This window comes from Kordia sp., from assembly GCF_050633145.1.
Taxonomy (GTDB): domain Bacteria; phylum Bacteroidota; class Bacteroidia; order Flavobacteriales; family Flavobacteriaceae; genus Kordia.
The window spans coordinates 146,713-168,238 of record NZ_JBOEFY010000041.1; the positions used below are offsets into that span (position 1 = coordinate 146,713).

The window sequence follows — 21,526 nt, forward strand, 5'->3', positions numbered from 1 at the left end:
ATTCGTTATTTTTTAATTGTATAATTCTTATACAGTTACTTTTTTGCTTTTATCAATTCTTTGATTAATTCTATTTCTTTTTTTAAGTTTTCTATTTCTTTATTTTGAATATCTATTAGCTTTTGTTGTTCTTTCATTCCTTCTAATAAAACTGGAATTAACTGCATATAATTAACACCAAAAAAGCCTTCTTTATCTTTCAATTCTTTAACCATTTCTGGAAACACTTTTTGAACATCTTGAGCCATTACACCATATTCGCGTTGCTTAGTTTCATCATTAATCATATTGTAGCTATAGCCATTAATTTCATTTAACTTATCTAAAACATTTTCTACTGACTTAACATTCTCTTTTAAGCGTCTATCAGAAACATCCGTTATAGTTCCTGTGTATTCTATACTTCCTGCCACGTACAACAAATTTTCTGTAATATTCACTTGTGAATCTCCATCGGTTACAAAATGAATTTCATCATTGCCTCCATAATTCCCATCATTTCCAATAGTAATAAGTGTAGATCCTGTTCCTCGTTCGCTCTGAGCTTCAATAGCGTTAGTGTACACCCAAGGTGTTGTTGTATATCCTAAGCCGCTATTACTTGATGCCGCTTGATCTGTACTTTCAGAACCAATACTTATGTTTCCTATCACAGCAGTATCAACAACATCCAAACTTGTTTGCGGGACAGCTTCTCCTATGCCAACATAACCATTTGTATCTATATACAATGCGTTTGCTCTAGCACCTGTTTCTATAGTAACTGGAGAATTATCATTAAGACTATCGTAAAAATTAAAACTATCATTAGTACTATTCGTTCCTAAATTCCAAGACACTGTATTAGTACCATCATCTTTGTCAAACAAAATGCGTGGGTTATATCCCGAAGAAGGTGTTAATTTAATTGTAGCATTTTCTGAAGTTGATATAACATGTAAGTTAGCACTTGGAGCATCGGTTCCTACACCAATGTTTCCACTAGTATCAACATACATCCCTTCATTATCACCATCTCCAGATATCCAATTTCCATTCATCTCTGAATTATGCGTTGCAGTTCCTGGATGATTTTGCGCTTGGATTGGAATAAAGTATACTGCACCAGAATCATTTGGAAAATTAGTGTACTTAGCACCTACCACTAAAGTTCCATTTGAAAAACCAATAGCTTTTCCTCCAAACCAAGTAAAATAACCAGCTCCATGAGTGATTTTTGCTATTTGTGACCAATTATGATTTCCATCATTTTCAAATACATAAACAGCATCTCCTTCTGTTCCAGAACCGCCTCCAAAACAGGATACGTATAGGTGATTTCCATCTAAAACGACATCTGAAGCAAATTGTTGATTGTTAAAACTATCTTTATCATCATTCTGAACCATCACACGATTGGCCTCTAAATAATCACCATTCTCATCAACTCTATAAATATATACGCGTCCGTCACAACTATCCGATTGACAAGCAGCTCCTACAGCCATATATTCTCCATCTACCGCGATACTTGTTCCAAAAAAGCGATAACTATTGCCGCCTCTTAAATCTTGAGTTATTGACCAAGTACCATCTCCAGCTTGTTCAAAAATTTGAACAGCTCCTACTTGCGCACTACCGCTATTATAACGATCTGGTCCGCCTACATACGCTTTTCCATTAGACAATATAACGGCTTCACCAAATCGTGTTTGATCATAGTTAGAAGCAATTGTTGGTTCTAATGTATTTTCTGTCCAAGTACCATTTCCATTATCCTCATAAGAATAAGCGCCTCCACCAATAAAGGCATTTCTAGCCCCTACCAATACCATATTTCCTTCTATATCGACATCTTCTCCAAATCGATCACCATCTGCTCCATTACTAGGTTCAAAAATTGCTGTTTCTGTCCAAGTGCTTATGCCATCATATTCAAATAAATAGGCCTTTCCACTTGCTATTCCTGATGTATTTGTTTGTGATATGGCTCCAACTACTAATTTATTTCCTTCTAAGGACACGCTTCTACCAAAATCATCATTTGCAAAAGCATCACTTGCAGATAATATGGTTTGTTCTGTCCAATTTCCAGCTCCATCATTTATAAATATATATACCTGACCAGCAATAGACGAATCACTATATGCAGTCACAGCAGCTATATTGCCATCTATGGCTACACGATCACCAAAGCGATCGTTAGTAGATTCATTGCTAGCTTGAACTTCTGATGCTCCTAATGTTGGAGCTGTCATGGTACCAGATAATGTATTATTCCCTAATGAATATCCTGTTAACGAATGCCATTTTCCATTTTTAAAACCCTCAAAATCATTTGTTTCTGGATTGTATCGAATTGAACCTATGGCATCGCTCTCTGCTTCGTTTTCTCCTAGAGTAATTACATTACTGGTTACAACTCTACCTTCTTCATCTATAGTTATACCTTCGTCGTCTCCATCATTAGAAATATAATTTCCTCCTGTTTTTAGGTTTTCTGTGGCTGTATGGTTTCCTAAATCATCACCATTTTCTACATTTTTAGCCATTAAAGCATAAGGCGTACTCATTAATTGAGAGGTTCCAATACTAGTATAAGCTGTTCCTCCAGTAACATCGACACTTATTTCTATAAAATATAAATGTGAAGACCAATCTATTGCTGTAAAATCATCTGAAGAAGTTCCTTGACCAACAATAGTTGATATTATACCATAAGTATTTGTTGTTAGCGTATGGGTTTCAGTATAAACAACTGTTCCAGTAGCTGAAGCTTGTCGTAACTTAAATTCAACTCCAATATTTTGGTTAAGTAATACATCTCCTGAAGCATCTCGTACTACTGATTGATAGTTAAAACCTTCTGGAGTTTGTGAAAAACTAATCATTGGAATTAGTACTGTTAAAATAAATAGTATTTTTTTCATATTTTATTCTATTATTTCTGTAAAATATTAATCTCTTGAGTATGAATTATGCGTAAAAACATAATGGGATTGCAGACAAAATGAGTCGTACCTTTATAAAATTGGGGTTCTTACTATTTGTAATGCGTAAAGACCTAAAAAAAATAAGTTTTAAAAAAGTAGAATTGTACATGTGTAGGTTTTATAAGTTCTTATTCAATTTGAAAATAATTACACCTCGAAAAAAGGGGATAACTTTAGGGGTTTCAAAAAATCTTACAACAAATAAAATCAAATCTTAAATACATGATTGGTATTTGAAGGGTACTAATGGGGTTTCATAATTTTTTAAGGCGTTTAAACCTCTTTTCATCAACCTTTTCAGTAGAAAATAAATTCTGAAGGGAATTGGGTAAATTTTCAAGAAGTTATTATTTGCAAGGCTTTAAAAGGGGTTTTAAAAGGGTACTTATAAGAAAAAAGAATGATTATAGTTTTAAAATTCAATTTATTATTTGTTTCATTGTTGTATATTATGATTTATAAAAAAATAACATATTTCTATTTGAAAATGCTGCAAAGAACCCTTGTGATACTATTTTTTTTATGTGCAAAAAACATGTTTGCAGATACTCAAGAAATTGATTTCTGTAAAATACCCAACCTTACCGTTGAAGAGTTAAATAGTTATGTTGGCAAAGACTGGTTTGAAGAATTGCATAGCGATGAAGAAATCATAAAAATAGAACGACAACGAACATATGCTATTCTTCAAGAAAACGCCATGAATGGTGAAGATGATCTTAAAACTATTGTACTTTATGTTTGGTATGCAGGGCTTAGTAATAGAGTCAAGAAATATGAAGATACAAACCTTTATTTTCATAAAGCGTTGTCACTGGCTTTAAAAAAGAAGTCTAATCGCTATATCTACTTTGTTACTGTAAATTATGTGAGGCATTTAAGAGCGCAAAAAATGTATCAACCTGCGCAAAAAATGCTAGAAGAACTTTTGGAAATATTTCATGAAAACTGTGGAAATGATGATTTAATTAATTCTTTAGAAGTTTTAGGAGTATTGAGCTCCATTGCTGGAGAAACTGATAAATGGACTATTTCAGAATCGTTGCTCAATCAAATGATTGAAATAGAAGAAAAACAACGAAAATCATTCAGACTATCCACATATTATAATAACCTTGGGTATCTCCAATTACGACAATTAAAAAATACTTTAAAAGCAGAAATATGCTTTAATAAAGCATTAAAAAACTTAGTAGAGATGTCTCCTTCAAAAAATTCGCAAAGAGATACACTAGCCATGTGGAATGTAAGAGAAAATTTGGCACATGTGTATGTCGAGAAAGGAAACTTTACCTTAGCAGAAGAAATCTATATTAATGTACAAAAATATAGAACACATCATAATACGAAATCCATTCGAGCAAAACTGTATTTAGCCGAATTGTATTTACATCATTATCCAGAATCTAAATTTGTTACTTATATGGATGGTTTGCTGCAAGCCTATAAAAATACTCCAGAAGTAATTGATAGAACAGATAAGCTTAAATTTAGTAATCTCTTAAATTCGTATGCTAAAAAAGTAACGAAAGAAACCTCAAAAAATGATGCTTTAGATTTAGGTACTTTATTACTTCAATCGTATTATGAAGAAATATCAAAAGCTCAAATTTCATTTTCTAAATCCTATTTCAGTACCGTTTATAATGATGTCACTGAAAAACTAAAAATAGAATCCGACTTATTAAAGAACGAAAAAAGAAACAGCGATCAATCAAAAGTAATCTTACTATTACTTGTCGTAGTTTTAATAAGCATTGCAATTGCTTCCAGAATTTACATTAAAAGAATTAGAGCTCAAAAGAACAATCAAAAGATTAAAGCCGAACTTGCAGAAATGAAGTTTGTTCAATCAAAATTAGAATTAGAAGCAAACAAGTCGCTGTTAGACAATATTAAATCAGATAATTTAGTTAAAAACCAACTGCTCAAAACATGGTTGAAAGATCTTAAAGAAATTGCAGGCACTAAAGACATTTTAGACGTAAAAAAACATGTGAAGTCACTAATCATCAATACGAATGAGCGTTTGAATGACACAAGTGCTTATAGCCATATCATTGAAAGTCTAGACGAAACGAACCCATTATTTCAAAAGAAGTTAATTAGTAAATTTCCAAATCTTACAAAACGGGAAATACAGTTTTGCTTGCTCGTTCATTTAGATAGAAGTCGTAGTGAAATCATGAACTTAATGAAAGTGAATTTGAATGCTTATAAATCTTCTCAAAATAGGATACGACGCAAATTAGCATTAGATACATCTATTACACTTAGAACCTTTATAAAAAACTTTTGAAGCAACGTAAAATATAGCTATTGATTTACACTTAGCTATAATACCCCTAAATTTTATTGATAATCCCTTTCTACCGAAAAGACTCTTTATATAGAACAGTTTATTTCAGTGACCACAGTCCGATTACTTAAACAATTCTTTTCATACTCACTACAGCAAATAAGAAAACGAGAGCTATCGCTCAAATTCTTTAATTTTATAATAAAGCATACGTTTGATTTTTTCTAAAAACAAAAAACCACGTCAAATTGATGTGGTTTCTAGCTTAAATGTGACCTCGAACCTTCAAAGTTCGAACTTTTTGGTGGAAGGTTTGAAGGAGATTGGTTTGTTTGTGAAAATGTGTAACTTATTTTTTCAATAGCTCAGACAGTATATTGATATTATTGGGCAATCTACCTACATTTTGAAGTTTAAGTGCTGCTAAGTTTAATGCTATATGAAGGCAATTTTCAATGGTATTGTGTTTTAGGTAAGCAAACAAAAATCCTGACCAAAAGGCATCTCCTGCACCCGTTGCGTCCATAACTTTATTGATTTTTATGGCTGGCATGTCTATTACTTTTTGGTTGCGTTGTGATAGTTTCACACCTTCTTTACCTAAGGTCAAGCAAACCAAATCAACACCTAAATTATGAAAAAAATCAAAAACTTCTTCGTGAGTTAATACATCATCAAATAAGCGTGAAATATCATCTTCACTAATTTTCACCAACGGATTGTAACTACAATATTCTTTGATAATTTGCAACGCATTTTCTTTATCCTTCCATATTTTTTCAGAATAATTAATATCAATACTCAATTTACAACCTAATTCAGATGCTTCTTTCGCTTTTGAAATGATTGTTTTTTGAGCAGGATTTTTACTTAGCGCAAAACAAGTAGTGTGAAAAATAGTTGATTTTTCCAATAAACTTGTTGGTATTTGATCTTCTGTAATTAAAACATCTGCATTTCGATATGGAATAAAATCTGGCGTGTGTAGCGATCGTGATACAAAAATAATTGATGTAGGATTTGTAGCAACAGTTTTAACATGGTCAACGTTGATGTCAACTTCATCTAATCTTTCTAAAATATACGCACCCAATCCGTCATCGCCAATACTTGCCACCAACGTTGTGCTGAGTCCTAAACGTGCCGTATTCATCGCTACATTGGTTGGCGATCCACCTAAATATCTATGGTAATCTCTGGTATTGTTGGTAAGCACACCTTCTTGATGTCCAATAAAATCTACCAAGGCTTCACCTACGCAAAGAATATCTATTTCTTTATTTGTGATCAAACTAATAATCTTTTTCCGTTAATGTATTGTTCTAATAATATTTCTCCTGCGGCGCTCCATGTGCACTGCGGAACTCCGATAGCTTTCTGAGTTTTAGTGTTGAAATTTTCATAGAAGCCATAATTCTCTTTAGCGTTTAATTGCTGTATTGCTTTCAACACACTTTGAGGATTCTCTATATAATTTTGACTTACCAAACTCATTCCGTAAAAACCATTTACCATTTGCCAAGTACCGCCATTATGAAATTCATATGGGAAATTTCTAAACTCATATTTACAATTATTGACAAGCAATTTCCAATCGTCATCTTCTTCTTGAATCGTTTTCCAAAATGCAGGTAATAAATTTAGCGGTAAGCTTTCTCGCAATTCTTCAGAATAACGTGTTACTTCTTTTTGAAAAACAGAATCTCCAAGTTGTAATAGTTGTGCAATGGAATTTGCAAATGCATCGAACATCGTTTGGTACCCTGAAGGATTTACAGAAGCCATCCAATAAGAAGTATCTTCCAAATTGTTGTATGCCTTTGGATGAAAAGGTGTTTGATAGCTTGTTTTTCTATAATTTCCGTTTAATTTCTCTGTGATGCGATCAATCTTTATTTGAAACTTCTCAGACGGTTTTAACCTTTGTACACATCGCAACGCCCATAAGCGTAAAACTTGATCGTAAAATGTATGTCCTTCAGTAATATATTCATCTGCCCAATTCCCAGATCGTGGCGTATATATTAAATCATTGTTATTGAATTCCCATGCTTCCAATAGCTTGAATCCTTTTTCAATATTTGGGAGTAATTTTTCTAGTAATTCATCATCCCTCTTTACCCAACAATAATTACAAACACCTATTATAAACCATGAAATAGTATCTACGCGACCTGCTAATCCGCCAAAACTAACCTCAATTTCATTAGTTTCTTTAAAAAAAACATTAGATGGAATGTGTCCTAATTCATGTTGATGATTCGCAAGAGTTTGTAGTGTGTTTTTGAATGTTTTCACTAAAGTTTCATCACCATCTAACAAGGCAGAAAGTCCGCAAATAACACCATCGCGCGCCCAAACACGTTTATAATTTGTGATATTTTCGGCACTCGCTAAAAAACCTTTTTCAGAACTCGCTTTAAAAAGTAGTTTTTTAGCTTGTATGTATGATTGATTTATCATGTAATTGCAACTTTTTCTTTTGATTTTGTTTGAATCAATAATGTACATACAGCACTAATTAATAATAATACACCTGCAAATGTGATGGCATTTCGCGGATCGTTGTTTAAAAAATGTTCTAGTATATAGCCAAATGATACGGTTTGAAGCAACATTGGAATGACAATCATCATATTAATAATTCCCATATACACACCGTAACGCTCCTTTGGAATTTTGTGTACCACCATTAAATACGGAATTCCCATCATACTAGCCCAACCAATACCAAATCCAGTAATGGCAAAGAATAATATGTTTTTATTTTCTATGTGTGGAAACACTAAGAATCCAATAGCCGCTAGGACTAAACAAAAAGCGTGTACACGTTTTGGGCTGTATTTTTTTGCGAACCCAACCAACGCAAAGGCAACTAAAAAAGTAACAGCATTATACCAACCATTTACCAAGCCTGTCCAACTTGCAGCTTGTTCATAAGCTTCCGGATTACTTTTTGGTGTGGCATTCCATACAGAAAGCGCAACACTTTTAGAAGAGTTTTGCCAATAACAAAACAATGCGTACCATTGAAATAAATATACCAGCGCCAATTGCCACATTACCTTAGGCATATCGCCAATTGCTTCGTATATTTCAATAAAAGGATAAAAAACACTTCGCTTCTCACTTTTTAAAGTTAGTAACTCTTCTTCTGTTGGAGGAATTTCATCTGTGGTTTTCATAGTCCATAAAATGGAACCAATAGAACAAACTGCTCCTAAAAAGAAGGATGCATACACCCAAGTTGGTAAAGAACCTGTTGTTCCAATAAAAATCATTGGAAATATAAACAAAGAGACATTTGCTAACACTTGTCCCAAACCAGTAAAGAAGCTCTGCATTTGAAATCCTAATGGTTGTTGTTCTTTATCTAATTTATCTGCTATAAAAGCTCGATAGGGCTCCATTGCTGTATTGTTTCCTACGTCTAAAATCCAAAGCAAACCTGCAGCCATCCATAAGGAACTACTAAAAGGAAATGCTAAGAGACAAATACTACAAATCATTGCGCCAATAAAAAAATAAGGTTTTCTTCGCCCAAATTTTGAATGCCATGTTTTATCGCTCATTGCTCCAATTATGGGCTGAATCAATAAACCAGTCATAGGTCCTGCAAGATGTAATAAAGGAATTTGCGATGGATCAGCTCCTAAAAAATCATATATTGGAGTTACTGCACTTTGTTGTAATCCGAAGCTATATTGAATTCCGAAGAACCCAAGATTCATATTCCATATTTGCCAAAAACTTAATTTAGGTTTCTTAAACTTCATGCTACTCAGTTATTTTTTCTAGAATGTTTTCAAACGCAATTTCTTCTCTTTTCAACTAGTTACTTACTAATCGTAGTATCCTCAAAATAAGAAACTTAATCTATTTCAATATACACAAAGAAAATATGGTATACAGCTATAAAAAAAGCTTTTCATAGTATGTGATTTTTTATGAGAAAAAGAGCCAATATCAGTTGACATCAACTCTTTTAAACTAATTAAAAAACTTATGGTATTCAAATAATTAAAACATGTATTGTAATGTAAGAGAGATTGATCTTCCAGGTAAAGGTCTTGCTCTTACAATATTTGTTTGTCCTTCTACAATACTTCCTTCCTCTGATTCTGTAATTCCTAAAGAATCAAATATATTATTTGCTGCTATGTTTACGTTTAGTGATTTTGTGATCCCAACATTAACAAAACTGTTTACTATTAAAAATCCTGGCATTACCAATTCGTTAGAATCTTGTGCAAATGCTTTCGATTGTCCTATGAAACTTAATCCAACTGAATTTTGTTTTTCATTTCCAAAGTTATATGATGGAATTAAGTTATAAATGAAATCTGGTTGTCTTCTTGGCGTGTTTCCTGCGTTGTCTCCAGAATCTACTTCTGCGTCTGTCCAAGTAATTGCTCCACGTAAACTGAAGTCATTAAATCTGTAAAAACCTTCTAATTCAATACCCAATGACTTGTAATCATTTTCAACGATACTATTTGTAGATGCTTCAAATCCGCCTTCTTCTTCTGTTTTTGCGTAGAATGCTGTTGCATAGATTGCTCCGTTTTCAAAACCTCTCTTATATCCTATTTCTGCCTGATTGATAAAATCTAATGCATTTATACGATCTCCATCTAAATAATCTAATCCCGAGAATAAAATACGATCTGCTTTTGCAGAAGCACCTCTACTGTAACGCCCGAAAACAGCTTGATTGTCTTGTAATTTATAGTTCAATCCTAATGAATACGATACATAGTCGTAATCGTAATCTACGGCAGTAGGATTTGCAGTATCAACAGCAAATACATTTTGCTCTGGCACAGAAATAACTCCATCATTGTTGACATCAAATTCTCTTTCTGTTCCACTTGTAAATGAACCTGAAACACGTCCTTTGTCATAACGTAAACTTGCATCAATAGTAAACTTATCAGATGCTTCTAGTATAAAATTCACGTACGGAGCAGAAACATTGTAGTCCGTATCATAGTTTCTGTGTAAATTCCCCCAAAAAGGAGTTCCATACGCATACAAACCATTTTCACTCAACGCGCCACCTGTTGCATCAAATACATTAATTAAACGTGCATTATCATCGTTTACTTCTTGTAAATATGAATTCCATAACCATGACATTGAAATACTTTGAAATGATTTGAAATATCCTACGGTAACATCTAAATTATCAAACGATTTAGATAATTTGAAATCGTTCATAAAATTATTGAAGTTGTTTAGTTCTACATCAAACATGTGAATTCTAGCAACTAAACTGCTTCCACTTACTGGAGTTCCATCTGTAAAAGCTAGTGTTGAACCTGTTCCAAAAGAATCTGCTATAGTAGTTGCATCTGCTACTTGCGATGGAAATGGCGATACAAAAGCTCCGTTATTAGAAGAAAAACGTCCATTGTTACTTACTTTCCAGTTATTTCCTAAATCAAAATTAGCTTGCATTCCAACTGAAGTTGATATTGGACGCATTCCATCTGTTACATCACCTCTACGTAATTGTCCATCAGCACCAAGTCCAACTGTTTGTGTCAAATTTGCACTGTGTAACGATCCTGTAGTAGCATCAAAGTTTGGCGCATTTCCCCAATCTGGATCACTATTTGTACCTGTTACTTGTATTGGCATTGGTAAGTATGCAGCAGCTCTATCATTAAGGTATTTTGCATACACACGTATTGAACCTTTTTCAAACTCTTTTGTTAAGCTTAATTTCAATTGTCCTCCATTATTGGCTGTAAATCCTGTTTCACGGACACCTTCTCCAGCTCTGTAAAATCCACCTGTGTGAAAGTATAAACCATCTCCTATTTTTGAACCATAACTAAAATCAGTTCTGAACGAGTTGTAATCCAGACCAAATGTAGTTCCGATAGCTCCACCTTCATTTTTTCCTGTTTTATTGATAATATTGATAATTCCACCAGGTCCGTTTGACGTTAATGTTGACGCTGAACCTCCTCGAATTGCTTCTATTCTTTTTACGTTATAATCAAATCGAGTAAAAATATCTGCTGTTCCAAAAGAAATATCACCATATAATAATACCGGTAAGCCATCTTCTTGTAATTGTACGTATTTAGATCCGCCAGAAGATATTGGCACACCGCGTACTGCGATGTTTGCGTTCCCTTCTCCACCAGATGATTCTGCACGAATACCAGGAATTGTTCTAAAAATTTCTGCGGTAGTTCTTGGTGCCGATTGTTTTATAGTTGCAGGCTGCATACTTGTAACAGATATACTCGATTCTATTTTTGACCTCGGATTTACTACACCTGTAATAATTACTTGATCTAAAGATTCGGCATCGTCTGCTAATGTTATTTTAAGTACAATAGCACTTCCGTTTGCTGTTATTGATTGACTGTACGTTGAATATCCTATTGAAGAAGCTTTCAATGTATAAGTTCCATCTTCCACATTTGTAATAGCAAACTTTCCATCAAAATCAGTAACGGCTCCTTTTGTAGTTCCGTCAAGAATAATATTTACACCTGGGATAGGCATTCCTTTTTGATCATTTACAGTACCTGAAATTTTGGTTTGCGCAAATGATAACGTCGTAACCAAAAGTAATAATAAGGAACAAAGACCTTTTAAGTTAGTATAGTTTTTCATTGTATTATTTATAGTTTTTTGGATTAATTTTTAGCTAAATTATATTTATGATGCTACTATTTTACATTTTTCTCATCGAAAACGTTTTCGATTTTACCGAAAACGTTTTCGATTTTGTATTTTGGTCATTCTTTAAATAAAAAAACTACTTTAGTTTCCATGAAACCAGTTACTTTAAAAGATATCGCAGAGACTTTAGGGATTTCTGTCACTACAGTATCAAAAGCTTTAAAAGGATATCCTGATGTTAGTAAAAAAACCCGTGCTTTAGTTAAAGAGCTTGCCGAAACATTGAACTATAAGCCCAATGCTTTCGCCGTTAATTTACGAACGGAAGAATCTAAAACAATCGGTTTGATTATTCCTGAGATTGTACATCACTTTTTTTCAAGCGTGATTAAAGGAATTATAAGTCAGGCAGAAAAGAAAGGGTATTTGGTTATCATTTTGCAATCGAATGAGTCGTATGCCTTAGAGAAGAAACAACTTGACTTGTTGATGAATAAACGTGTCGACGGAATTCTGATATCACTCGCTAACGGAACAGCCGATTTTAAACACATTACCGATATCATGGATCAAGGGAAACCAATTGTAATGTTTGATAAGATTGCCAAAATTGTCAAATGTTCTAAAGTTATTATAGATGATAGAAAAGCAGCTTACACAGCAACTCAGCATTTAATTGATACAGGATGCAAGCGTATTGCCCATTTTAGAGGTCCATTGTTACCACAAAATTCTATTGATCGTTTTTTGGGTTATAAGAAAGCCTTGCTCGATAATAATATGACATACGATCCTTCTTTGGTTTATATTTTTGACGACATGACTTTTGAAGTAGGCGAAATGTTTGCTCGGAAAATTTTATCGGAACATACAGATGTAGATGGCATTTTTGTCAATACCGATTTAGTTGCCATTGGCGCAATTACTGAATTCAATAGACAAAATATCAAAATCCCTGAAGATATTTCTATTGTTGGTTTTAGCAATTGGTTTATGTCTTCTGCCATTACACCTTCTTTGACAACAATTAATCAACCAGGTTTTGAAATGGGAAAAATGGCATTTAAACAATTATATAAAGAGTTAAAAGCTAAGAAAAAGAAAAAAGATATCGTTCCTAAAATTATTGAACTTGAAACGAAATTGGTGAAGCGAAATTCTACACGATTTTAAATATTAATATTTAAAAAACAAGAAAGCCTTACTATTGCTAGTAAGGCTTTTTTCTTGTGAGCCCGATAGGATTCGAACCTATGACCGCCTCCTTAGAAGGGAGGTGCTCTATCCAGCTGAGCTACGAGCCCGTAACTCTAATGTAGTCGGGGTGGCAGGATTCGAACCTGCGACCTCCGCGTCCCAAACGCGGCGCGATAACCGGGCTACGCTACACCCCGAAAAGTTACAAAAAAATCAAAAAAAGCGGAGAGACTGGGATTCGAACCCAGGCATCCCGAAGGATGACAGCTTAGCAGGCTGCTGCATTACCACTCTGCCACCTCTCCAATATTTCTTATGATTTAAGAACTTACACAATTGTGAAATTGCGGTTGCAAATGTAACAGTTCATTTTGTATGAAGCAACTATTTAAGGCTTTTTTTTAGTGTTTTTTTCTATTTTTTTTGCAATAATTTAATTTTCAATTACCTACTGATTATTCTGGATATTCAATTCGTAAATGATATATGTTGTTTAGCTTCTTTTTGAGCACTTTTTTTATGGTTACAATTTCTTTTAAAGTGATGTCAGCATTCATAAATTGCTGCGCTTCCATTTGCTTGTCTATAATGCGTTCTACAAATTGATCTATTTTTTGTGATGTAGGTTCTTTTAAACTTTTAGAAGCTGCCTCTACCGAATCTGCCATCATGAGAATTGCCGTTTCTTTTGAAAATGGAATCGGTCCAGGATATTGAAATTTTTCTATAGCTACATCTTCATCTAGTTCTTTTGCTTTTTGATAGAAGTAATACACCGTAGAAGTTCCGTGATGTGTACGAATGAAATCGATGATTCTATCTGGTAATTTGTTGCTTTTAGCTATTTCAATTCCATCCAATACATGATCTATAATGGTTTTTGCACTTTCATCTGGCGCCAATTCATCATGTGGATTTACCGAAGTTGCCTGATTTTCAATAAAAAACGTCGGATTGGTCATTTTTCCAATATCATGATACAATGCTCCTACCCTAACCAACATGGTATTTGCTCCTATTTCACTTGCTGCAGCTTCCGCTAGATTTGCAACTTGAAGTGAATGATGAAAAGTTCCTGGCGCTTCGTTTGCGAGTCGTTTCAATAGTTTTGAATTGGTGTCAGAGAGTTCCAATAAAGATACATCTGACACAAGTCCAAACATCTTTTCATAAATATAAATTAATGGCTGTACAAATAAAGTTGCCAATCCACAGAGCATAAATTGCATGAAATAAATCCAAATTACATGTAAACTCCCCGATTCGTTTCTACTGAAGACTTCCGAAAACTTAATTCCACCTTCATGTGTTATGTAAAACGCAAAATAAGCTACGATATAGATCAATGTGATCTGTCCGACAGAAATAAAGAGATTCGCTCGCTTATATAGCTCTGAGACGGTTAAAATGGTAACGATTCCTGCAATAATTTGTAAAAAGATATATTCCGAACTATTCGGCACAATAAAACCTAATAACAATACTGTAAGTACATGTGCAAATAAACCTAAACGTGCGTCAAAAAACGCTTTTAAGATTAAAGGCAAAATACATAAAGGTACTATATATACGTAGTTTGAATCATACTTTACAACCAAAGTCGTCAATACAATCATGAATACAATATTCATAAAGATAAAGGTGACTTTATTGTTGTTTTCATAAATTTCCGGGCGGTATTTTCGAATAAATAATAACAGCATCATTAAGGCTAATGCTACTAAAATAATATACCCAAATACAATCCAATTGTAGTTTGACTTATTCCAAACCTGTGATTCGTATTCTTTTTTGAGTGAATTTAATTGTTTTAACTTCTGTCCTTCCACCACTTCTCCTTTGGCGATGATTCGAATGTTTTTTTGCACATTTCCATGAACAGGAGAAATTCCGCTTAATTCCTGTGCTAGTACAGAGTTTGTATGTTCTTGATTTATAGCAACATTGGGATCAAGAATTTCAAAAAAGAGATTATATATAAGCGTTTCGTAGTTTTCAAGCCCTTCTCGTTCTGCAAACTTTTTAATATATTCTCGAAGGTTATTTAGCTTTATAAAGCGATCATAACTCACCGCTCCTTTGTCCTCATTATTCTCAATCAATTCTACCAACTTATTTGATTTAGATTCATCGACTACAGCAATGATTCCACTACGATAAAAATTATCTAGTAATTGACTCGTTTTACGTTTTAAGCTATTAAATCCGCCTGTATCAATGAGACTGTCTATAGAAAATAATTGATTGAATTGTTTGTCGTAATTGTTTTTAACACGTGTTACAACTTCGCTATTATATTCATAATAAGTTTTGGCATTGGCGGTACGCAACGTTTTCTCTTCTTCAAGTTCTTTAGCTGTTTTTGCTATAGGGAAGTCAAAAGGAGCTACCAAAGTTTCATACTGCCAAGGTTTTCCTTTTTGAAACTCATACTGAAACTTTCCTCCTTTCGGGAAAAGATATACTACCAATACTGTGGTAAGAATGTGCAAAAGTAGTTTATATATAAACGATTGATTTTTATATAACTTAGTGATGAGCTTCTTCATTAAACGAATATATGTTAATAATCAAAAGTACTAAAATTAACTGTGTCTTATATATTTGTAAATCCCAATTTTTAGAAGTCTGCCAGACAAAGCCTAAATTATAAGTTGATCAACTTATGCTATCTGTCATATTTTCATGTTGTAAACTTGTTATAAGACTCTGTTTTTTTTTATCTCTTAAATTGATAATTTATACTGAATTCTTCTAAAAAATAATTAAATTCGCAACTATTAAACTATAAGCAAAAATCATGAGTAAAAAAGTTGTTATTGTTGCAGCTGCAAGAACTCCAATCGGAAGTTTTTTAGGTGCTTTATCTACTATACCAGCTCCAAAGTTAGGAGCAACAGCTATTAAAGGTGCTTTGGCACAAATAAATTTAGCTCCAGAACACGTTGAAGAAGTGATTATGGGAAATGTTGTTCAAGCTGGTACTGGACAAGCTCCTGCTAGACAAGCCGCAATTTTTGCTGGAATTCCAGATACAGTTCCATGTACTACCGTAAATAAAGTATGTGCTTCAGGAATGAAAGCTGTAATGCAAGCAACACAAGCTATTGCTTTAGGCGATGCTGATATTGTTGTTGCTGGAGGAATGGAAAATATGAGTTTAATTCCACATTATTACCATGCAAGAACTGCTACAAAATTTGGTCCTGCTAAAATGGAAGACGGAATGCAGAAAGATGGTTTGGTAGATGTATATGACAATGTAGCAATGGGCGTTTGTGCAGATGCATGCGCTACAGAATATGATTTTTCAAGAGAAGACCAAGATGCCTTTGCAATACAATCGTATGAACGTTCTGCAAAAGCGTGGGCAGATGGAAAATTCGCAAATGAAGTCGTTCCTGTTGAAGTTCCACAAAGAAGAGGTGAACCTGTTATTGTGAACGAGGACGAAGAATACAAGAACGTAAAAATGGAAAAGATTCCTAATTTACGTGCAGCCTTTACAAAAGATGGCACAGTTACTGCCGCAAATGCTTCTACTATTAATGATGGTGCTGGAGCAATGGTATTAATGAGTGCTGAAAAAGCAGAAGAATTAGGATTGACACCTTTAGCAACTGTAAAAGGATATGCCGATGCAGCACATGAACCAAAATGGTTTACAACTGCGCCAGCAAAAGCACTTCCAAAAGCATTAGCAAAAGCAAATGTAAGTATTGACGATGTTGATTATTTTGAATTCAATGAAGCATTCTCTATTGTTGGATTGGCAAATATGAAAATCCTTGGACTTACTGATGATAAAGTGAATGTAAATGGTGGAGCTGTTTCTTTAGGACATCCATTAGGATGCTCTGGAGTACGTATTCTAATTACTTTATTAAATGTTTTAGCACAAAATGATGCAAAAATAGGAGCCGCAGCTATTTGCAATGGCGGTGGTGGTGCTTCTGCATTTGTTGTTGAAAGAGCTTAATTTTTCAATCCAAAAAAACACCCGATTTTAATACATGCAATACGGAATTTGCAATTTAAGTATTGTTCCGCTTCGTGCCGAACCAAGCGATATGAGTGAACTTGTATCGCAAGTGCTGTATGGAGAACATTTTAAAGTACTGGAACAACGTAAGAAATGGAGCAAGGTTCGCATTGCCTTTGATAAGTATGAAGGTTGGATTGATAATAAACAGTATTTAGAAGTTACTGAAGATATTTACAAAGAAAAAGACAAAGAAGATTTAATTTTATCTTCCGACTTAGTAGAGTTTATCACAGATGAAACACTATTAATGCCTATTCCTATCGGATCTGTATTAAACTCCATGGAATTACTTTCACATGACCATGATGGAAACACAATAAGCGGAATTATTTCTAAAGAAAATATCATTAAAACTTCATACATGTATTTAGGTGCGCCATATTTATGGGGCGGAAAAACACCTTTCGGAATTGATTGTTCTGGCTTTACACAAATGGTATATAAGCTTAATGGCTATAAGTTGTTGCGTGATGCTTCTCAACAAGCAACCCAAGGTGAAGCATTAAGTTTTATTGAAGAAAGTGAACCTGGTGATTTGGCATTTTTTGACAATGAAGAAGGAAAAATTATTCATGTCGGAATCATTATGGAAGACAACTATATTATTCATGCACATGGAAAAGTTCGCATTGATCGTATTGACCATTCAGGAATTTTTAATGTGGAAACCAACAGACATACACATAGACTTCGTGTAATTAAGAAAATCATTTAAGCTTAAGTTTTATACAGAAAGAAACTTAAAAAATAAACATAAAAAAACCTCACAATCTACATTGCGAGGTTTTTTGTTTTATATAAAGTAAGCAGACTATTGTCCTAGCTCAGCTAATTTAGCTTTTACTTTTTTGAATTTTTCATCTTCACCTAAGAAAGAGTATAATCCTTTTAACTGCTTTAAGATACTAACATCATCAGGAACATTCTCAATGATTCCTTCTAAGATTGTTAATGACTCTCTGTATAAATCAGTTTGTTGCTTTTGGTACTGCTCAAACTTCTTGTTATCAGCAGAAGAATTTCCTAATTCATTCATTTTATCAACAACATTAGAAGCTTCATCTAAATATGTTTTAGACAAGTTAATTCCTGCATTGATATATCCTGGATCTAATTCTAGCACCTTTTTGTAAGCAGATCTTGCTTCTTCAACATCACCGTTCTCTGCACTAATTACTCCAATATTGTAATAAGAATCTACATCATTAGGGTTTTTAGTAATGATTTCCTTCATGATTTCCTTGAACTTCGCCGTATCTCCCATTTTGTAGTAGATATTTCCTTTTGTCAATAAAAGAGAAGGATCGTTAGGATTGATCGCAATTGCATCTTCTACAGCTTTCAACGCTTTTTCGTTGTCACCTACATGATTTGTGTAAATCCAAGAGATGTTTTTTACGATTTCTGGTAATCTTGATTTTGATTTCTCTTGCGTTGGACTTGCATGAGATTTTGATCTTATAGATAAATCTCTAACCGTTTTGTCTTGAAATGGCTCTTTTTTCCCTGTAGAAACATTAATTGCAAAATACTGTGTTTTTTCACCTGTATAGTTTGCTTCTTTTAGCTCTTCATAGTATTTCAAAGCTTTATCATAATCTTTTCCTGTAATAGAATTAGATGCTGCAAAGTATAAGAAATCTTTATTTTCAGGCTGCAACGTATACGTTAAATATAAAAGATCTGAAGCTTTCGCATAATCTTTTCCATTTTGCGCACTAATAGCTTTGTCCACCATTTTACTAATCATTGTTTGTAAATTAGGCTTCGCTTGCTTAGTGTACTTAAATTCTTTTTGCTCTCTTTCAAAAGCAAGTAATTTATTATACGCTTCTCCAGCAGTTTTTAAAGACGCATCCGTATCCATACCTTTATCGGCTAAATCTTGATACGTTTTTCCCTTTAAATAGTAATATTGTGCTTTGTATTTAGCATCTGCGCTTTCGATTGTAGAAGAAATACTAGAAAGCATTGTTTTTGCTTCTGCTGTATTCCCCTTTTTTAATGCTTTCTCAACACTTCTTAATTCTTTCTTTTGCGCAAAAGAAAAGGCTGTAATAAACAGTGCTGAGAAAATTAAAATTGTCTTCTTCATTTTACTAATGTTTAAAATAATTGAGGTTTTTGTTATTATTATTCTTCTGTTTCGTTGTCACTATTGTCATCTATATCAACAGCCGTGCCATCTTCTGTAACACCTGTGTTTTCAAGACCTTCAATACTTTCTTCCACTTCCTCTTCTTCATTCATTACTTTAGCAACAGCCGCTATAGAATCTTTTCCTTTAATATTAATTAATCGAACTCCTTGTGTTGCTCGTCCCATGACTCTTAAATCAGAAACAGCCATACGAATCGCAATTCCAGATTTATTGATAATCATTAAACCATCGTCATCAGTTACATTTTTAATAGCAACCAACTCACCTGTTTTATCCGTTACAGAAATAGTCTTTACTCCTTTTCCACCACGATTTGTGATTCGGTAGTCTTCTAAGCTAGATCGTTTTCCGTATCCGTTTTCAGAAACTACTAGAATGTTACTTTCCATATCATTCACAGCTACCATTCCAACAACTTCGTCATTATCATTGGCTAATCTAATTCCGCGAACTCCAGAAGCATTTCTTCCCATTGGGCGTGTTTTCTCTTCTTCGAATCGAATTGCCTTTCCAGATTTTACTGCCAACATTACTTGACTGTTTCCTGTTGTTAATTTAGCTTCTAGTAATTCGTCTCCATCCTTAATAGTAATTGCATTAATACCATTAGTACGTGGACGAGAATACTGCTCTAAAGGTGTTTTCTTAACTTGACCTTTTTTCGTAGCCATAATTACATAATGACTATTGATGTATTCTTCATCTTTCAGGTTTTGCGTACAAATAAATGCTTTTACTTTATCATCTTTTTCAATATTGATTAAGTTCTGAATTGCTCTACCTTTCGATGTTTTGCTTCCTTCTGGAATTTCATACACACGCATCCAGAAACATTTTCCTCTTTGTGTGAAGAATAACATATATTGGTGATTTGTCCCAACAAATAAATGCTCTAAGAAATCTTCATTTCGCGTTGCACTACCTTTTTGTCCGACACCACCTCTATTTTGTCTTTTATATTCATTTAATGAAGTACGCTTAATATAACCCGCATGCGAAATTGTAATTACTACTTTTTCATCTGGAATTAAATCTTCAATACTTACATCTCCACCAGCATACTCAATTAATGAACGTCTTTCATCACCGTATTTATCCTTAATAACATCAAGTTCATCTTTGATGATGTTCATTCTTCTTGACTTATTTGCCAAAATATCACGGTAATCTTCAATACTCTTCATGATTTCGTCATATTCTCCGCGTAACTTGTCTTGTTCCAGACCTGTTAACTGACGTAATCGCATTTCAACAATTGCTTTCGCTTGAATTTCTGTCAATTCAAAACGCTTAATTAAATTGTTACGAGCATCTTCAGCATTTTGCGAACCTCTAATGATGGCAATTACCTCATCAATATTATCAGAAGCAATAATTAATCCTTCTAATATATGTGCGCGCTCTTCTGCTTTCTTTAATTCGTATTCTGTTCTTCGTGTTACAACTTCGTGTCTGTGCTCTACAAAGTGGTGAATCATATCTTTAAGATTCAACAATTGTGGACGCCCATGAACTAATGCAATATTATTTACACTAAATGATGATTGTAACGCTGTGTATTTGTATAATTTATTTAAAACGATATTTGGAATTGCATCACGTTTTAAAATGTATACAATACGCATACCTTTTCTATCAGATTCGTCACGAATAGTAGAAATACCGTCAATCTTTTTATCATTAATAAGATCGGCTGTTTTCTTAATCATATCCGCCTTATTCACTTGATATGGAATTTCAGTAACAATGATACATTCTCTACCTTGTACTTCTTCCATGACAGCTTTTCCGCGCATGACAACTTTTCCACGTCCCGTTTTAAACGCTTCTCGCACACCGTCATATCCATAGATAATTCCACCTGTTGGAAAATCTGGTGCTTTTACGTGTTGAATTAATTCGTCAATTTCAATATCGTTATTATCGATATACGCATGAATTCCATCTATAACTTCCGACAAGTTATGAGGAGGCATGTTTGTTGCCATACCAACAGCAATACCAGAAGCTCCATTGATTAATAATCCTGGAACTCTTGTGGGCAATACAGTTGGTTCTTTTAAAGTGTCATCAAAATTTAGGGAATGATCTACGGTATCTTTATCAATATCTGCCAACATATCATCCGATATCTTACGCATTCTTGCCTCCGTATAACGCATTGCTGCAGGACTATCTCCATCAATAGAACCGAAGTTACCTTGTCC

12 protein-coding genes and 3 tRNA genes are annotated in these 21,526 nt (G+C 33.7%); 4 read left to right on the forward strand and 11 right to left on the reverse strand.

From position 1 onward, the window contains the following. Window positions 1–35 precede the first annotated feature (35 nt). Window positions 36–2,909 (reverse strand): tail fiber domain-containing protein, encoded by a 2,874-nt coding sequence (locus ACRBBL_RS19625; protein WP_431370786.1) that lies wholly within the window; start codon window positions 2,907–2,909, stop codon window positions 36–38. A gap of 598 nt (window positions 2,910–3,507) precedes the next feature. Here ACRBBL_RS19625 and ACRBBL_RS19630 point away from each other — a divergent pair. Continuing rightward, complete coding sequence (locus tag ACRBBL_RS19630; protein ID WP_431370787.1) at window positions 3,508–5,271, forward strand: tetratricopeptide repeat protein; 1,764 nt, start codon at window positions 3,508–3,510, stop codon at window positions 5,269–5,271. Between the two features lie 349 nt (window positions 5,272–5,620). Here the strand turns inward: ACRBBL_RS19630 and ACRBBL_RS19635 are convergent, their stop codons facing one another. The 4 genes from ACRBBL_RS19635 to ACRBBL_RS19650 form a co-directional block, all read right to left on the reverse strand. Continuing rightward, window positions 5,621–6,559 carry a carbohydrate kinase family protein gene (locus tag ACRBBL_RS19635; protein ID WP_431370798.1) on the reverse strand — a complete coding sequence of 313 codons (939 nt, stop codon included), beginning with the start codon at window positions 6,557–6,559 and terminating at the stop codon, window positions 5,621–5,623. Beyond that, window positions 6,559–7,734 carry a glycoside hydrolase 100 family protein gene (locus ACRBBL_RS19640; RefSeq protein WP_431370788.1) on the reverse strand — a complete coding sequence of 392 codons (1,176 nt, stop codon included), beginning with the start codon at window positions 7,732–7,734 and terminating at the stop codon, window positions 6,559–6,561. The genes ACRBBL_RS19635 and ACRBBL_RS19640 overlap by 1 nt, the downstream gene beginning before the upstream one ends. Further along, window positions 7,731–9,047, reverse strand: a complete 1,317-nt coding sequence (locus tag ACRBBL_RS19645; RefSeq protein WP_298515787.1) for an MFS transporter — start codon at window positions 9,045–9,047, stop codon at window positions 7,731–7,733. Before ACRBBL_RS19645 ends, ACRBBL_RS19640 begins: the two co-directional genes overlap by 4 nt. Before the next feature lie 244 nt (window positions 9,048–9,291). Continuing rightward, window positions 9,292–11,907: a TonB-dependent receptor domain-containing protein gene (locus ACRBBL_RS19650; RefSeq protein WP_431370789.1), complete on the reverse strand. Its 2,616-nt coding sequence runs from the start codon at window positions 11,905–11,907 to the stop codon at window positions 9,292–9,294. A 159-nt stretch (window positions 11,908–12,066) separates the two neighbouring features. On the opposite strand from ACRBBL_RS19650, the gene ACRBBL_RS19655 reads away from it, so the two are divergent. After that, the gene (locus tag ACRBBL_RS19655; RefSeq protein ID WP_431370790.1) at window positions 12,067–13,089 is read left to right on the forward strand and encodes a LacI family DNA-binding transcriptional regulator; all 1,023 of its coding nucleotides are present in this window, start codon (window positions 12,067–12,069) and stop codon (window positions 13,087–13,089) included. Between the two features lie 57 nt (window positions 13,090–13,146). Here ACRBBL_RS19655 and ACRBBL_RS19660 read toward each other — a convergent pair. The 4 genes from ACRBBL_RS19660 to ACRBBL_RS19675 form a co-directional block, all read right to left on the reverse strand. Then, a tRNA-Arg gene (locus tag ACRBBL_RS19660) sits at window positions 13,147–13,220 on the reverse strand. Between the two features lie 15 nt (window positions 13,221–13,235). Continuing rightward, window positions 13,236–13,310: transfer RNA gene (locus ACRBBL_RS19665), tRNA-Pro, on the reverse strand. 26 nt (window positions 13,311–13,336) lie between these two features. Beyond that, window positions 13,337–13,418 (reverse strand) — tRNA-Ser (locus ACRBBL_RS19670). Between the two features lie 150 nt (window positions 13,419–13,568). After that, window positions 13,569–15,662: an HD family phosphohydrolase gene (locus ACRBBL_RS19675; protein WP_431370791.1), complete on the reverse strand. Its 2,094-nt coding sequence runs from the start codon at window positions 15,660–15,662 to the stop codon at window positions 13,569–13,571. A gap of 251 nt (window positions 15,663–15,913) precedes the next feature. Here ACRBBL_RS19675 and ACRBBL_RS19680 point away from each other — a divergent pair, with 251 nt between their 5' ends. Together ACRBBL_RS19680 and ACRBBL_RS19685 are read left to right on the forward strand one after the other, a co-directional pair. Continuing rightward, on the forward strand, window positions 15,914–17,092 hold the full coding sequence (locus ACRBBL_RS19680; protein ID WP_431370792.1) for an acetyl-CoA C-acyltransferase: 1,179 nt from the start codon (window positions 15,914–15,916) through the stop codon (window positions 17,090–17,092). A 34-nt stretch (window positions 17,093–17,126) separates the two neighbouring features. Next, the gene (locus tag ACRBBL_RS19685) at window positions 17,127–17,873 is read left to right on the forward strand and encodes an NlpC/P60 family protein (protein WP_431370793.1); all 747 of its coding nucleotides are present in this window, start codon (window positions 17,127–17,129) and stop codon (window positions 17,871–17,873) included. A gap of 96 nt (window positions 17,874–17,969) precedes the next feature. On the opposite strand, the gene ACRBBL_RS19690 is transcribed toward ACRBBL_RS19685, so the two are convergent. Together ACRBBL_RS19690 and gyrA are read right to left on the reverse strand one after the other, a co-directional pair. Then, window positions 17,970–19,253 carry a tetratricopeptide repeat protein gene (locus ACRBBL_RS19690; protein WP_431370794.1) on the reverse strand — a complete coding sequence of 428 codons (1,284 nt, stop codon included), beginning with the start codon at window positions 19,251–19,253 and terminating at the stop codon, window positions 17,970–17,972. Window positions 19,254–19,291: 38 nt separating this feature from the next. After that, a partial coding sequence (gyrA, locus tag ACRBBL_RS19695; protein ID WP_431370795.1) for a DNA gyrase subunit A occupies window positions 19,292–21,526 on the reverse strand: 2,235 nt, incomplete at its 5' end.

Coding starts and splice junctions, on each gene's coding strand:
- ACRBBL_RS19625 (WP_431370786.1), bottom strand. CDS start 2,909: ATGAAAAAAATACTATTTATTTTAACAGTACTAATTCCAATGATTAGT.
- ACRBBL_RS19675 (WP_431370791.1), bottom strand. CDS start 15,662: ATGAAGAAGCTCATCACTAAGTTATATAAAAATCAATCGTTTATATAT.
- ACRBBL_RS19645 (WP_298515787.1), bottom strand. CDS start 9,047: ATGAAGTTTAAGAAACCTAAATTAAGTTTTTGGCAAATATGGAATATG.
- ACRBBL_RS19640 (WP_431370788.1), bottom strand. CDS start 7,734: ATGATAAATCAATCATACATACAAGCTAAAAAACTACTTTTTAAAGCG.
- ACRBBL_RS19650 (WP_431370789.1), bottom strand. CDS start 11,907: ATGAAAAACTATACTAACTTAAAAGGTCTTTGTTCCTTATTATTACTT.
- ACRBBL_RS19690 (WP_431370794.1), bottom strand. CDS start 19,253: ATGAAGAAGACAATTTTAATTTTCTCAGCACTGTTTATTACAGCCTTT.
- ACRBBL_RS19680 (WP_431370792.1), top strand. CDS start 15,914: ATGAGTAAAAAAGTTGTTATTGTTGCAGCTGCAAGAACTCCAATCGGA.
- ACRBBL_RS19655 (WP_431370790.1), top strand. CDS start 12,067: ATGAAACCAGTTACTTTAAAAGATATCGCAGAGACTTTAGGGATTTCT.
- ACRBBL_RS19685 (WP_431370793.1), top strand. CDS start 17,127: ATGCAATACGGAATTTGCAATTTAAGTATTGTTCCGCTTCGTGCCGAA.
- ACRBBL_RS19630 (WP_431370787.1), top strand. CDS start 3,508: ATGTTTGCAGATACTCAAGAAATTGATTTCTGTAAAATACCCAACCTT.